This is a genomic window from Sphaerisporangium fuscum, assembly GCF_018531465.1.
Taxonomy (GTDB): Bacteria; Actinomycetota; Actinomycetes; order Streptosporangiales; family Streptosporangiaceae; genus Sphaerisporangium; species Sphaerisporangium fuscum.
On the sequence record NZ_JAHDTF010000043.1, the window covers coordinates 51,484 to 64,945 of the forward strand.

The window sequence follows — 13,462 nt, forward strand, 5'->3', positions numbered from 1 at the left end:
CAGATGTCCACGAGGCGAGACGTGCGCCGGGAGTTGATGTCCGCGGCGATCAGCCTGTCCCTCACCACGGGGTTCGACGAGACGACGGTGGACGAGATCGCCGCCGCGGCCGGCGTGGCCAGGCGGACGTTCTTCCGGCACTTCCGCAGCAAGGAGGACGCGATCCTCCCTGATCACGACGAGTGCCTGAAGCGCGTGGTGGCGTTCCTGGAGTCGGCCTCTCCGCTGCGCTCCCCCCTCCTGGTGATCGCCGAGGCGGCCGGCATCGTGCTGGACATGTACCTCGAGGACCCGGAGACGGCGGTCAAGCGCTACGAGCTGACGCGGCGGGTGCCCGCCCTGCGGGAATGGGAGGTCGGCGCCACCAGCCGCTACCAGCGGGCCTTCTCGGCGTACATGAACGACCGCGACCCCGGGGGCGCGGAGGAGGCGGTCCGGCTGCGCAACGAGGTGGCCTGCGCCTCGATGGTGGCCGCGCACAACCACGTGCTGCGGAGCTGGCTGCGGGCCGGCGGCTCGGGCGACGCGCGCGCCCGGTTGACCGCGGCGATGGCCGAGGTCACGCGGGCCTTGCGGCCGTGGGTGGACGGCCGGTCGGCGGGGGACGACTCGCCGTCCGACGAGGTCGTCGTCGTCCTCACCACCCGGCGCGCCCCGCTGTGGCGGATCGCCGAGGAGATCGAGACCGTCACCGGCCGCTCGCCGTCCTGACCGGATCGCCGGCCCGCGACCCGGACCAATACCACCTTTCGGACATGGGAAAACGGCTCCGGATCACGAATACGTAAACCATCCGATGCGCCGCCCCGGAGGCGAAACCACAATCGGCAAGGTGGTCACCCCGTCGCCCGCCGATCCGAGCCGCGTCGTCTTCCACCGATGGACCACCGTGGTCCCGTCGGAGAGCGGCGTGACCGGCTACCTCGATCCCTTCGGCAGCGAGCCCACGACCTGGCCCTACACCCGCTGGACCTCCGAGGAGCGCGAGATCGGCTTCCCGGCCACCGAGCTCGTCCCGTCATGGACGGCCGAGGCGCCCAAGGGGTCGTGGCTGCGGATGGAACTGCAGGCGCGCACCGTGACCGGCGGCCTGACCAAGTGGTACGACATGGGCCGCTGGGCCGAGGGCGACGGCGACATCCACCGCACGTCGCTGCCGGGACAGGGCGACGAGGACGGCGACGTCGCCGTGGACACCCTCGTGGCGACCCGCCCGGTGGTGGCGTACCGGCTGCGGGTCACCCTGCACGGCGCGGGCGCGGCCGTCCACTCGGTCGGGGTGATGGCCTCGGCGCTCCCGACGCGCCCGAGCGTGCCGCCCAGCGTGCCCGGAGAGGGCGCCGGGGTCGAGCTCGACGTGCCGCCGCGCTCGCAGAAGATCCACGCCGGCCACCACCCGGAGTGGGACGGCGGCGGCGACTCCTGGTGCGGCCCGGCCTCGGTGACGATGGTGCTGCAGTACTGGGGACGCGGGCCCGGCCCCGCCGAGCTCTCCTTCGTCGACCCGTCCGACCCGTGCCCCGCCGTCGACCACGCGGCCCGCGACATGTACGACCACAGCTACCAGGGCACCGGCAACTGGCCCTTCGGGGTCGCCTACGCCGGCCGGTACGGGCTGCGCGGCTTCGTCACCCGGCTGCGCTCGCTGGCCGAGGCGGAGCGCTTCATCAGGGCGGGCATCCCCCTGATCACGTCGCAGTCGTTCAAGGAGCACGAGCTGCCGGGCTCGGGCTACTCCACACGCGGCCACATCATGGTCGTGACGGGCTTCACCCCCGAGGGCGATGTCATCGCCAACGATCCGGCGGCGCCCTCCGACGAGACGGTCAAGAGAACCTACCCTCGGTCCGCGTTCGAGAACGTCTGGTTGCGCAGCACCAGCAGCGGGGGAATCGTCCATGTCATCCACCCGCACGACATTCCGCTCCCACCGTCAGAAGGCAACTGGTGATCGAATCTCCTATCACTGCCGTCGATGTCGCACGCGTGGACGACCGCCCGCTGTGGGTGGAGATCGTGCCCGCCTCCACGGGAGAGGAGGTGTGGTGGGACGAGCCGCGCCCGGCGGAGGGCGGCCGGCGCTGCGTCGTGCGGCGCCTGCCGGACGGCAGCGTCCACGACGTCCTGCCCGAGGGCTGGAACTCGCGTAACCGGGTGATCGAGTACGGCGGCCGCTCCTGGCGCCCGCTGCCGGACGGCGGGCTGGTGTTCACCAACTGGGCGGACCAGCGGCTGTACCGGTGCCCGCCCGGCGGCGAGCCGGTGCCGCTCACCCCGCCGGGACCGTCCCGGTACGCCGACCTCGTCCTGCACGGCGGGGAGGTGTGGTGCGTGCGGGAGACCGAGAACGTCCGCGACCTGGTGGCGGTGCCCCTCGACGGCGGCCCGCTGCGCGTGGTGGTCAGGGCGCAGCACTTCATCATGAACCCCCGCGTCTCCCCCGGCGGCGACCAGATCGCCTGGATCGGCTGGGATCACCCCGACATGCCCTGGGACGGCACGTCGCTGTGCGTCGCCCCGCTGCTGGACGACGGCACGGCCGGGCCGTACCGCGTCGTGGCGGGCGGTCGCACCGAGGCGGTCGCGCAGGCCGAGTGGCGTGACGACGGCGCGCTGTACGCCGTCACCGACCCGACCGGATGGTGGAACATCCACCTGGTCCCGCTCGACGGCACCCCGCCGGTCAACCTCACCCCCAGGCCGGAGGAGTTCGGCGACGCGACCTGGAAGCTCGGCTACCGCTGGTTCGCGCTCGCGGGCGACCGGATCGTCACCACGCACGGCACGTCGGACGGCAGGCGGCTCGGCGTGCTCGACCCGGCCACCGGCGAGATCACCGACATCGGCGGGTCGTACACCCACTGGGCGGCGACCATCTCCACCTCGCCGGACGGGCGCCGGGTGGCGGCGGTCGGCGGGTCACCGCGCAAGCCGTACGAGGTGGTGCGGGTCGACGTCGGGACCGGGGCGCACGAGGTGCTCTCCCCGGCCAAGCGACTGCCCGACGCCTCGGTGCTGCCGACCCCCGAGGCGATGGTGTTCGACGGCGTGCACGCCCACGTGTACCCGCCGATCGACGCCGAGGCCGGCCGCCCCTCGCCGTACGTGATCTTCGTGCACGGGGGCCCGACCGGCTCCAGTCCCATGGCCTTCGACCTGGAGATCGCCTACTTCACCAGCCGGGGCATCGGCGTCGCGGAGGTGAACTACGGCGGCTCCACCGGGTACGGCCGGGCCTACCGCGAGCGGCTGCGGCACAACTGGGGCATCGTGGACGTCCGCGACAGCGAGACGGTCGCCCGGGGCCTGGCCGAGGCCGGGCTCGCCGATCTCGAGCGGATCGCGATCCGGGGCGGCAGCGCGGGCGGCTGGACGTCCGTGGCCGCGCTCGTGCACAGCGACGTCTTCCGCGGCGCGGTCGCGCACTACGCGATCACCGACCCGGAGGGCTGGGCACGGGAGACCCACGACTTCGAGTCGCGCTACCTCGACGGGCTCATCGGGCCGCTGCCCGAGACCCGCCAGCGGTACCTCGACCGCTCCCCCACCCTGCACGCCGCCCAGGCCTCCGGCCCCGCGCTGCTCATGCACGGCCTGGAGGACGCCATCGTCGACCCCGTCCAGGCCGAGAGGTTCGTCGCCGCGCTCGACCAGACCGGCGGACAGTGGGCCTACCTGACCTTCCCCGGCGAACAGCACGGGTGGCGGCGGGAGGAGACGATCATTACGGCGCTGGAGGCCGAGCTCGCCTTCTACGGGCTGATCTTCGGTTTCCCGACCCCCGAGGTGCCGCCGCTGACACTGAAGGGAAGATCGTGACCGAGGTCGCCGCCATCTGCTCGGACCTGCTGCGCATCGACACCACCAACGACGGGACCCCCGACGGCTCCGGCGAGCGCCCTGCCGCCGAGTACGTCGCCGGGCTGCTCGCCGACGTGGGGATCGAGCCGACGGTGTTCGAGTCCGCGCCCCGGCGCACCAGCGTGGTCGCCCGCATCCCGGGGGACAGCCCCGAGGCCCTGCTCATCCACGGCCACCTCGACGTCGTCCCCGCCGACCCCTCGGAGTGGAAGCTGCATCCGTTCTCCGGTGAGGTCGCCGACGGGTGCGTGAACGGGCGTGGCGCGGTCGACATGAAGGGCTCGCTGTCGATGACGCTCGCCCTGGTCCGCGAGTGGGCCCGGCGCGGCGCCCGCCCGAAACGGGACATCGTGCTGGCCTTCCTCGCCGACGAGGAGGCCACCGGCGAGTACGGCGCCGGCTACGCCGTCACCCACCACCGCGACCTGTTCGAGGGCTGCACCGAGGCCATCAGCGAGTCGGGGGGTTTCAGCGTCACGCTCCCCTCCGCCGGCGGTGTGGCGGCCGGCGAGCGGCGCGTCTACCCGGTCGCGGTCGGCGAGCGCGGCACGGCGTGGATGAGGCTCACCGCGCACGGCGTGGCCGGGCACGGCTCCAAGCCCCCGGTGGACAACCCCGTGGCCGAACTGTGCCGGGCGCTCGCCCGCCTCGCCGACCACCGCTGGCCGGTGCGGCTCACCCCCGGCGTGGCCACCCTCATCGAGCGGCTCGGCAAGGCCCTCGGCACGACGATCGACCTCGACCGGCTCGACGAGGAGGCCGAGCGTCTCGGCAGGGCGGGCACGCTGTTCAAGGGCGTCATCCGCAACTCCGCCAACCCGACCATGCTGGACGCCGGATACAAGGTCAACGTCATCCCGGGCACCGCCGAGGCGCACGCGGACGGCAGGTTCCTGCCCGGCTTCCGGGAGGAGTTCCTGGAGACGCTCGACCGGCTCCTGGGGCCGAAGATCACCAGGGAGTTCGTCAGCTTCCAGGACGCCGTCGACTCCCCCACCGTCGGCCTCTTCGACGACCTGTGCGCGGCCCTGCTGACCGAGGACCCCGGCGCCCGCCCCGTGCCGTACATCATGAGCGGCGGCACCGACGCCAAGTCGTTCGCCTCCCTCGGCATCAGGGGCTACGGCTTCGCGCCGCTGCTGCTGGACCCCGGGCTCGACTACTTCGGCATGTTCCACGGCGTGGACGAACGCGTCCCGGTGGCCGGCCTCGAATTCGGCGTCCGCGTCCTCGACCACCTCCTCACCACGCCCGCCTGACACGCGGGTCTCCCGGCGGGTCCTCACGGAAACCCGAAGGCGTTCCATCGTGGGCTGATTATTCGGGAATCCTTCCCCCGAAGGGGTCATATCTGTCTTCTGATTTCACCAGAAGGTGCGATACGCCCTTGAGGATCCCGCCGGATATGTGGTTATACATTTGCTTCAGGCGCGCTTCGTTCGGGGGGGAACGTGGGAATTCATCGGCATGTGAAGACACTGATCCATATCGCGGCCGCCGGCGGGCTCGGACTGGCGCTCACAGGCGCGGCCTCGGCGCCGATGCGCTCCCCGGGCCCCGCGGCCGACACCGACCGAGCGGCTCTCGCCCAGCTCTACCAGCGGCAGGCCGACGCCTGGGCAAAGGGCGACGCCAAGACGTACGCGCAGACCTACACCCCGGACGCCGACTTCGTGAACGTCACCGGGGAGCACATGCACACCCGCGCCGAGATCGCGGAGCGGTACGAGGGCTTCCTTCACAAGCAGCTCAAGAACACCCGCATCCTCACGATGGAGGAGCGGATCGACATGCTGTCCCCCTCGCTGGCCCTCATCCTGCGTAAGGGCTGCGTCCTGTTCGGCGCGGAGCGGACCTGCCATCCGAACACCTTGTCGTGGAACACCAGCCTGGTGGTCAAGCAGGCGGGCCAGTGGCTGGTCAGGTCGTTCCACAACACCCTGGTCGACCAGTCGAAGATCGCGCCGAGGGCGCCGAAGACGGCGAGCACGCTCCCACCGCGCGCCTCTCGGTAGACCGGCCCAGGACCGGCCGGGCGGGGCGGACCACCTCCCCCGCCCGGCCTTCGCCGTGCCCGCGCCGCCTCCGCGATCGAGCACCGGCTGCCCATCTCTTGAATGTCGGCAGAACGCGGCAAATGTCTTAATTGCGATGAAAGTGGAGAAATATCTCAACGTCAACTCCGAGACTCACCATGAGGGCACGCCCCGGCCTTCACCGTCGAAGGGATCAATTCTTATACGTTTGGTTCAGATCAACTTCGTACGGGGGTGCAGATGAGAATTCATCGTCGCGTGAGGAGAAGCATCCACTTGGCGGCCCTGGGAGGGATCGGCGCCGCCCTGGCCGCCGGCCCGGCGGGCGCCACCGCAACGACCGGCCCGACCACGCCGGACACCCTGATCACCCAGGCCATCGGGGCCCCCACCACCCCGCGGGGCGCGGTCGTCGCCCCACCGCCCGGCAGCGAACGCGATCTGGCCGCCTTCGAGGAGATCCGGCGGACGCAGGAGGCCGCCTGGGCGCGCGGGGACGCGAAATCGTATGCCGCCACCTACACCGAGGATGCCGATCTCATCAACATCCTGGGGGAACACCTGCACTCCCGTGCCGGGATCACGGAGGGGATCCAGCGGCACCTCGACCATGAGTTGAAGAACACGCGCCTGCACGGCTACGGGGAGCAGGTCCGGTTCCTGTCCCCCACGATGGCGGTCATCGTCCGCAAGGGGTGCGTGCTGTACGGCACCGAGACCGCCTGCCGTCCGGACACCCTCTCGATCAACACCAGCCTCGCCGTCAAGAGCGCCGGCCGGTGGCTGCTGTCGACCTTCCAGAACACCCTGGTGCGGCCGCCCGGACGGCCGCCCGCGGCCGGCACCGAGCCCCGGCCCGCCAAGGTGGCGCCGCCCGCGGCACCGCGGGGATCGCGCACCTGAACCGGCGCGCGGTACGTCACAGGGCGTAGGGCGCGCGCCTCCCCCGGGAGGATTCGCCGGCGCGGCGCGGCCGCCGAGACTGGCCCCATGCGTGGACATGAGCGGTTGGGGTACGGCACAGCGGCCGCGCTCCTGGCGAGCAGCGCCTTCCACCTGGTCGTCTACGCCGTCGACGGCGGCGGCTGGGACGGTCCGGTGTCGTGGCGGAAGCCGATCCTTTTCGGGTTCTCGTTCGGGGTGACGCTGATCAGCCTGGTGTGGGTGGTCGGCCGGCTGCGCGTGCCGTCCCGGCGGGCGTGGTGGCTGGTCGGCCCGCTGGCGGCGGCGAGCGTTGCCGAGGTCGGGCTGATCACGCTGCAGCGCTGGCGCGGCGTACCGTCGCACCTGAACTTCGCCACGCCGTTCGACGCGGTGGTCTCGGCGGTGCTGGCCGGGTTCGCCATCGTGGGACTGATCCCGGCGATCGTGGCCGTCACCGTCCTCGCGTACCGCCGCCTGGACGCCTCCCCCAGCATGCGCCTGGCCGTACGGGCGGGGCTGGCCATGCTGGTGCTCAGCCAGGTGGCGGGCGCGACGCTGATCGCGAACGGACGCGCCAAGGGGCTGCCGCCGCAGGTCACGGACCTGTCCATCTTCGGCGCGGCCGGGCAGCTGAAGGTCCCGCACGCCGTCACGCTGCACGCCTTGCAGGTGCTCCCCGTGCTGGCCTGGCTGCTGACCTTCTCGGCGTGGGAGGAGAGGGTCCGTACCCGCCTGGTGGCGCTGGCCGCCTGCGGGTACGGCTGCCTGGTCCTGGTGAGCGCCCTGCAGGCGGCCCAGGGCCGGGCTCCGGCCGACCTCACGGTCCTCTCCGGCGTCGTCCTGCCGGCCGGATCGGCGGCCCTGGTGACGGCAGGAGCGGCAGCCCTGCTCCCGGCGGCGGCGACGGCACTCCGGGCGGCCGGGACGGGCGGCGGGCCTCGCCCGGCAGTGGTGCCGCCTGGACGGAAGGAGGCCCCGAGCGTGAGTGCTGATCGCTAAGGTAGCCCTCATGGCGCTGCTGTCCCGGCTCGGCGAATTCAACCGGCGGCACCCCTGGAGTCACAACGACCACTACGGCCGCTGGGTCGCCGGCCGGGTGGCCGCGTCCGGGGCCCGCCACGTCCTCGACGTCGGGTGCGGTACGGGCAACCTCGTCGATCTGCTCCGCCGCCGCGCCGCCACCGTCACCGGGCTCGAGCCCGACGCCGCGACCGCTCGCGTCGCGGCGGAGCGCTTCGCCGGCGACCCCGCGGTCACCATCGTCGAGGCCGGCTTCGCGGGGCGTGCGCGGCGGCGCTGGGACGCGATCACCCTCGTCGCCGTCCTGCACCACCTGCCGCTGGTGCCCACCCTGCGGGAACTGCGCGAGTGCCTCACCCCGGGCGGGCGCCTGGTGGTCGTCGGCTGTTACCGGGAGGCCGGGCCCGCCGACCTGCTCGCCGCCCTGCCCGCCATGCTGGCCAACCCGATCATGGGGCTGGTCAAGCACTCGGCCCGCGCCGACGCGCCGCCGACGCACATGACGGCGCCCACCGCCGATCCCCGGGAGACCCTGGCCGAGATCCGGCTCGCGGCCGCACGCGAACTACCCGGTGCCCGGGTCCGTCGCCGCCTGTTCTGGCGGTACACCCTGGTCTACGACGCCCCGGGACCCGAGAACCGGCCTGCCTGACCCGGCGAGTCACGCCCGCCCTGCCCCCACAGAGCAGGCCGGCGAACGCCCGTACCAGCCGAACCGGTCGCCGCGTAAACGGAGTGAGTCCTCACTTCTTCTTGACGGAGTGAGGACTCACTCCTTATGGTGCCGTCATGTCCTCCACTCCCCAGCGGCTTCAGCCGCCTCATGACAGCGCCGCGCCGGACCCGTTCGAAGCGCTGACGCCCGTCCACCGGCGGCTGCTGACCGTCGCGGCGCTCGGCTGCGCGTTCCTCGGCATGCTCGACGGCACGGTGGTCGGCACGGCGATGCCGCGCGTCGTCGCCCAGCTCGGCGGCGGGCAGGCGTGGTACGCCTGGACCGTCACCGCCTACCTGCTGACCTCCACCGTCACCGTCCCGCTGTACGGCCGCTTCTCGGACCTGTGGGGGCGCCGCACGCCGTTGCTGGCGGGCCTGGCCATCTTCCTCGCCGGGTCGCTGGCCTGTGGGCTCGCGGGGTCGATGGGCGCGCTGATCACGTTCCGGGCGGCGCAGGGCGTCGGCGCGGGCGCGCTGCTGACGGTGGGGATGGCGGTCGTCCGCGACCTCTACCCGCCGCATCGCATGTCGGGCATGGTGAGGATGCAGACGGTGCTCGCCGGGGTCATGGTGGCCGGGATGGTCGGCGGCCCGCTGGTCGGAGGAGTGCTCACCGACCACGCCGGCTGGCGCTGGGTGTTCCTGCTGAACGTGCCGGTCGGCGCGCTCGCCGCCGCCGCGATCGCGGCCCTGCTGCCGCGCCACCGTCCGTACGGCGACGGCGAGCGCGGGCTGGATCTGGCCGGCATCGGGCTGCTCACCGGCGGGCTGTCGCTGGTGCTGCTGGGCCTCAGCCTGAAGGGGTACGACGCGGGGGCGGGCAGCCCCTCGTGGGGCTCCCCCGCCGTCGCCGTTCCGCTCGCGGCCGGACTCGTCCTGCTCGCGCTGCTGGTCCCGGTGGAGCGGCGGGCGCGCGTGCCGGTGCTGCCGCTTCACCTGCTCGCGCGCCGCACGTACGCGGCGGTGGTGGCCGCGGGCTTCTTCTTCCAGGTGGCGAACCTGCCCGCCATGGTGTTCCTGCCGCTGTACTTCCAGCAGGTCCGCGGGTACGGCGCCACGGCGTCCGGGCTCCTGCTGCTGCCCGCCATGGTGGGCATGGCCGGGGGTAACCGCCTGACCGCGGCCGTGATCACGCGGACCGGACGCGCCAGGCCCGCCCTGCTCGCGGGGGCCGCCCTGCTCACCGCGGGGACCGTGCTGTTCGTCCTGCTCGGGGCCACGACGCCGCCGGCGGTCACGGCCGTGCTGCTCGCGCTCGTCGGGCTCAGCCTCGGACCGGCCATGGGCGGGGCCAGCATCGTCGCCCAGTACAGCGTGCCGCGCGCCGACGTGGGCATGGCGGTCGCGGGCAGCGCGCTGACCAAGCAGATCGGCGCGTCCGTCGGCCTGGCCTGTGGCCAGTCGCTGCTCGCGCAGCTGCTCGCCCCCGCCGGCTCCGGCACCGCGGACAGCGCCGCCGCCATCGGCACGACGATCGCCTGGATCGGAGGGACGGGCGGGCTCCTCGCCGTGGCCGCCGTCCTCCTCATGCGTGATCTTCCGCTCCTGGCCGGTGACCGGCCGCCGGCGGACGGCACACCGGACCGGCAGAAATGACGCCACTGATCACGCAAAGGCCATAACAGCCCGATATTCCCGGAGTTTTCCGGACGAAATTCCCCCGGCCGTGAAGCGCACGAACGACCATCCGGGAATTCACCCTCCACGGCGATTGACGCCCGCCGGACCGCGGCCATAATGAAGCGTGCCGGCGGAGATTCCCGGCGCGCGCGACCGGGATGCCGCGATCTTCATGGAGCGGGGGCCGAAGATCAGAACACCGATGCACCTGGGGCTCGACCGTAGAGCGCCACGACGGGAAAAGAACGGCAGATCGTTTCCCGCCCGATTCACGTCATCATCGGCAGTGGTCATTTCCATCACATTTCCGATATCGATGGCGACCTCGGCCGCACCGCCGGCGGCCCTCACCGACGACATCGTCTTCCCCTATTCCGGGTTGACGCCCATATCGATCGTCAGCGGCGTCGTGACCCGCGGGGGCGCCCCGGCCGGCGGGGCGGACGTGCTCGCCATCGCCTACCCCGCCGGGGACGCGCTCGACGTCCCCGAGGGGAGCGAGCTTCGCACGCTGGTCGTCGGCGCGGCGAGCACGAGCCCGCTTGGCCGGTTCTCGGTGAACGTCGACCCGGCGGCGCTGCCGGCCCGTTACGCCGACGACCGGGGGCGGGTCCATCTGGAGATCGCGATCTCCGACGGCCGCCGGGAGGTGCGCTGGATGACCACGGCCGTACGGTCCTCCCACACCACCACGATCGGCGACGACCCCGAGGAGCGGTGCGGGCCCGACGTCACCGACGGCTGCGATCCCGGCGATCCCGTCTACGTCGTCCCCGGCACCGAGCCGCAGGTGGTCATGGTCGAGACGGCGGACGGCCGCCCGGTGCGGCCCGTCTGGTCCACCGCGTCGGCCGAGCTGCTCGGAGCGTCCGTGCCGGCGCAGCTCGTGGCCGACCTCGGCGCCCGGCCCACCGTCACCGACGCCAACGACGACCCTTCCGCCTGGGTCACCGCGCCCGCCGGAGAGGACGTCTCCCCGTCACCGCCGCCGAGCGGCACGCGCCCGTCCTCGCCGCCCGGCCGGTCCGTCCCGATCGGGCCGCCGGCCGCCGCCGAGGCGAGCCGGGTGGCGGTGACACCCCGCACGCCCGCCTTCCCCGCCCTGGCCGCGGCCCTGCGCGACGGGGTGATCACGCCGCGGCAGGTGTCGGGCGGTAGGGTCGCCGCCGCCGGCATGGCCCCCGGGCCCTGCACCACCCGCCTGGTCAAGAGATACAACGGGCGCGAGGAGACCTACATGGGCGTCTACGCCTGGCGCGGAGCCCTCGCGACCGTCACGCAGGCGGCCGGCGCCGACCACACGCTCGGCGTCGGGGCCGAGGCGGGCCGCGGCAAGTGGTCCGGCGGCGGTTCGCTCACGCTGTCGGTGAAGGGCGGCAACAGCCACGAGGTGTCGCGGGTCTCCGACGCGTGGGCGATCGGCACCGTCAACTACGGCATCACCGCCGACAGCTGCGACGGCAGGCGCGCCCTGGTCCCGTTGAGCCTCGGAGACCCGCTGAAACGCTTCGCCCGCGCCTACCACCCCGCGTTGGCGGCCTCGTGCGTGACGCTGTACGCCCACAGCTCCACCTGGGTGAAGGACGAGGCGCGCAACGTGAAGATCGGCGCCGCCGTGGGCCTTCCCGGCTTCGAGGCGTCGGCGCAGAGCGGGTACGACCGGCGGTCGAAGCTGTCGTTCCAGCCGACCAGGCCGACCGTGTTGTGCGGCGACCGCGGCACGGGCGTGCGGTCGTCGTCCGTCGTCGAAGCGCACAAGGGCTGATGCCGGCCCCCCACCGGCACGGCCGCCACACGGCCGTGCGACGCCGTTCCCGCCGCGGGCCGCTCACCCGTGCCGCTGTGCGCCGCGTCTGCCGCCACGCGGCACTGGCCTGCCTGCTCGTGGGCACGGCCGCCTGCTGCCCCGGGGAGGCCGTGCGCCTGGCGGCGGTGCCGTTCCCGAGCGCGAGGCTGGTCGAGCCGGGGGACGGCGGCCGGCAGTCGTTCGGGCTGCGCACGACCGTGCGGGGGCAGCCCTACCTGTTCGGCAACCTCGCCCTGTGTCTCGACCGGACCGGAGTCGCGGACGTCGTCGACGTGCGCTTCGACGATCCCACGGGCGGCATGACGGTCGAGGCCTGGGCCCTTCGGCCCTTCTACCGCCCGATGGGAGCCGACGGCGTCGGCTGGGGCGAGCCGGACAGCCTGCGGCGGCGCAAGCTGTCGACCTCGCTCAGCACCGTCACCGAGGTCTGCCGGCCGGACGATTCCTCGCGCGTCGAGTTCGCCGAGCTGGTCGTGCAGACCTCCCGTCCTCGCGGCGTGAGCGCCTCCAGCTCCGGCGTCGTCGTCCGTTACACCAGCGGCGCCTCCGAGGGCGTGCTGCGCATACCGTTCGGCATCACGCTCTGCGCGCCCTCGGAGCGGTCGCTGCCGCTGTGCCAGTCGAAGACCTGAGCCACGACGGCTCCTCGTGCCCTAGTCGCTCGGCGTGAGGAAGCTGTCGATGAGGTACACCGTCGCGTTGCGGGTCTGGATGGCGCCGCAGACCACCTTGGCGTCGTCGACCATGTAGCTGGAGTCGGAACGCCTGACGGTCAGCTTGCTCCCCTCCATCGTCTTCACCGGCCCGGCCAGCAGGTCGTTGAGCGACTTGCGCCCCTGGACGACGTGGTAGCTGACGACCTTGGTGAGCTGGGACTTGTTGCGCCGCAGCCTGTCCAGCTCGTCCTTGGGCACCTTGCGGAAGGCGTCGTTGGTGGGCGCGAACACCGTGACGTTCTTGACGGAGTCGGCGGCGCTCAGCATGCCCGCGCTCTTGGTGGCGTTCACCGCGTCGGACAGCTGCGGGATGTGCTGGGCGGCGGTGCCGAGAGGCTCGTTGGCGAGCTGCGCCGCGCTGCCGGGGCCGGACTTCGGCAGGGAGGCGCATCCCGGTCCCACCGGGGACGAGGTCGGGGCCGGCGCGCCCGGCGAGCCCGGCGCCGACACGGACGGCGACGGCGGCACGGACATCGTCGGCGAAGGCGACATCGGCACCGACATGGTCGGCGACGGGGACGGCGGGACCGACATCGTCGGCGAGGGCTGGTGGCCCATCGGCTCGCCGGAAGTGGTCCGTTCGTTCCCGTTCGTGGCCGCGCCCGCACCACGACCGCTCGCCGGGGTGCCGTACGCGGCCGAGAACGACAGGGCCGCCACGACCGGCAGGGCGAGTAGACGAGTGTTCATGTGCCTGTCCCCTTCTGCTGGTGGAGGGGCCGCCACGCTCGCTCGTGACGAGCGGGCCGTGACGTGGCCGG

12 protein-coding genes are annotated in these 13,462 nt (G+C 72.8%); 11 read left to right on the forward strand and 1 reads right to left on the reverse strand.

The features are described 5' to 3' along the window. Positions 1-3 precede the first annotated feature (3 nt). The 11 genes from KIK05_RS40935 to KIK05_RS40980 all read left to right on the forward strand — a co-directional run bounded on the left by KIK05_RS40935 (position 4) and on the right by KIK05_RS40980 (position 12,617). Positions 4-711, forward strand: coding sequence for a TetR family transcriptional regulator (locus tag KIK05_RS40935; RefSeq protein WP_214416285.1), 708 nt, complete (start codon positions 4-6; stop codon positions 709-711). A gap of 121 nt (positions 712-832) precedes the next feature. Next, positions 833-1,951 carry a C39 family peptidase gene (locus KIK05_RS40940; protein WP_308250332.1) on the forward strand — a complete coding sequence of 373 codons (1,119 nt, stop codon included), beginning with the start codon at positions 833-835 and terminating at the stop codon, positions 1,949-1,951. After that, positions 1,948-3,819 (forward strand): S9 family peptidase, encoded by a 1,872-nt coding sequence (locus KIK05_RS47670; protein WP_308250333.1) that lies wholly within the window; start codon positions 1,948-1,950, stop codon positions 3,817-3,819. Before KIK05_RS40940 ends, KIK05_RS47670 begins: the two co-directional genes overlap by 4 nt. Next, positions 3,816-5,120 carry a M20/M25/M40 family metallo-hydrolase gene (locus KIK05_RS47675; RefSeq protein ID WP_308250334.1) on the forward strand — a complete coding sequence of 435 codons (1,305 nt, stop codon included), beginning with the start codon at positions 3,816-3,818 and terminating at the stop codon, positions 5,118-5,120. The genes KIK05_RS47670 and KIK05_RS47675 overlap by 4 nt, the downstream gene beginning before the upstream one ends. Before the next feature lie 210 nt (positions 5,121-5,330). Then, on the forward strand, positions 5,331-5,876 hold the full coding sequence (locus KIK05_RS40950) for an SgcJ/EcaC family oxidoreductase (RefSeq protein ID WP_214416287.1): 546 nt from the start codon (positions 5,331-5,333) through the stop codon (positions 5,874-5,876). A 297-nt stretch (positions 5,877-6,173) separates the two neighbouring features. Further along, the gene (locus KIK05_RS40955) at positions 6,174-6,800 is read left to right on the forward strand and encodes an SgcJ/EcaC family oxidoreductase (protein WP_214416288.1); all 627 of its coding nucleotides are present in this window, start codon (positions 6,174-6,176) and stop codon (positions 6,798-6,800) included. An 87-nt stretch (positions 6,801-6,887) separates the two neighbouring features. After that, positions 6,888-7,820 (forward strand): hypothetical protein, encoded by a 933-nt coding sequence (locus KIK05_RS40960; protein WP_214416289.1) that lies wholly within the window; start codon positions 6,888-6,890, stop codon positions 7,818-7,820. Positions 7,821-7,830: 10 nt separating this feature from the next. After that, positions 7,831-8,493, forward strand: a complete 663-nt coding sequence (locus KIK05_RS40965; protein ID WP_214416290.1) for a class I SAM-dependent methyltransferase — start codon at positions 7,831-7,833, stop codon at positions 8,491-8,493. 137 nt (positions 8,494-8,630) lie between these two features. Next, positions 8,631-10,154, forward strand: coding sequence for an MFS transporter (locus tag KIK05_RS40970; RefSeq protein ID WP_214416291.1), 1,524 nt, complete (start codon positions 8,631-8,633; stop codon positions 10,152-10,154). A gap of 340 nt (positions 10,155-10,494) precedes the next feature. Next, the gene (locus tag KIK05_RS40975; protein WP_214416292.1) at positions 10,495-11,943 is read left to right on the forward strand and encodes a hypothetical protein; all 1,449 of its coding nucleotides are present in this window, start codon (positions 10,495-10,497) and stop codon (positions 11,941-11,943) included. Continuing rightward, on the forward strand, positions 11,943-12,617 hold the full coding sequence (locus tag KIK05_RS40980; protein WP_214416293.1) for a hypothetical protein: 675 nt from the start codon (positions 11,943-11,945) through the stop codon (positions 12,615-12,617). The genes KIK05_RS40975 and KIK05_RS40980 overlap by 1 nt, the downstream gene beginning before the upstream one ends. A 21-nt stretch (positions 12,618-12,638) precedes the next feature. Here KIK05_RS40980 and KIK05_RS40985 read toward each other — a convergent pair whose 3' ends face one another. Continuing rightward, the gene (locus tag KIK05_RS40985; RefSeq protein WP_214416294.1) at positions 12,639-13,391 is read right to left on the reverse strand and encodes a fasciclin domain-containing protein; all 753 of its coding nucleotides are present in this window, start codon (positions 13,389-13,391) and stop codon (positions 12,639-12,641) included. Between the last annotated feature and the right edge of the window lie 71 nt (positions 13,392-13,462).

Bases quoted from the DNA above. Each gene is read 5' to 3' on its own strand.
- KIK05_RS40935 (WP_214416285.1), top strand. From the start codon at position 4: ATGTCCACGAGGCGAGACGTGCGCCGGGAGTTGATGTCCGCGGCGATC.
- KIK05_RS40960 (WP_214416289.1), top strand. From the start codon at position 6,888: ATGCGTGGACATGAGCGGTTGGGGTACGGCACAGCGGCCGCGCTCCTG.
- KIK05_RS40965 (WP_214416290.1), top strand. From the start codon at position 7,831: ATGGCGCTGCTGTCCCGGCTCGGCGAATTCAACCGGCGGCACCCCTGG.
- KIK05_RS40970 (WP_214416291.1), top strand. From the start codon at position 8,631: ATGTCCTCCACTCCCCAGCGGCTTCAGCCGCCTCATGACAGCGCCGCG.
- KIK05_RS40975 (WP_214416292.1), top strand. From the start codon at position 10,495: ATGGCGACCTCGGCCGCACCGCCGGCGGCCCTCACCGACGACATCGTC.
- KIK05_RS40980 (WP_214416293.1), top strand. From the start codon at position 11,943: ATGCCGGCCCCCCACCGGCACGGCCGCCACACGGCCGTGCGACGCCGT.
- KIK05_RS40985 (WP_214416294.1), bottom strand. From the start codon at position 13,391: ATGAACACTCGTCTACTCGCCCTGCCGGTCGTGGCGGCCCTGTCGTTC.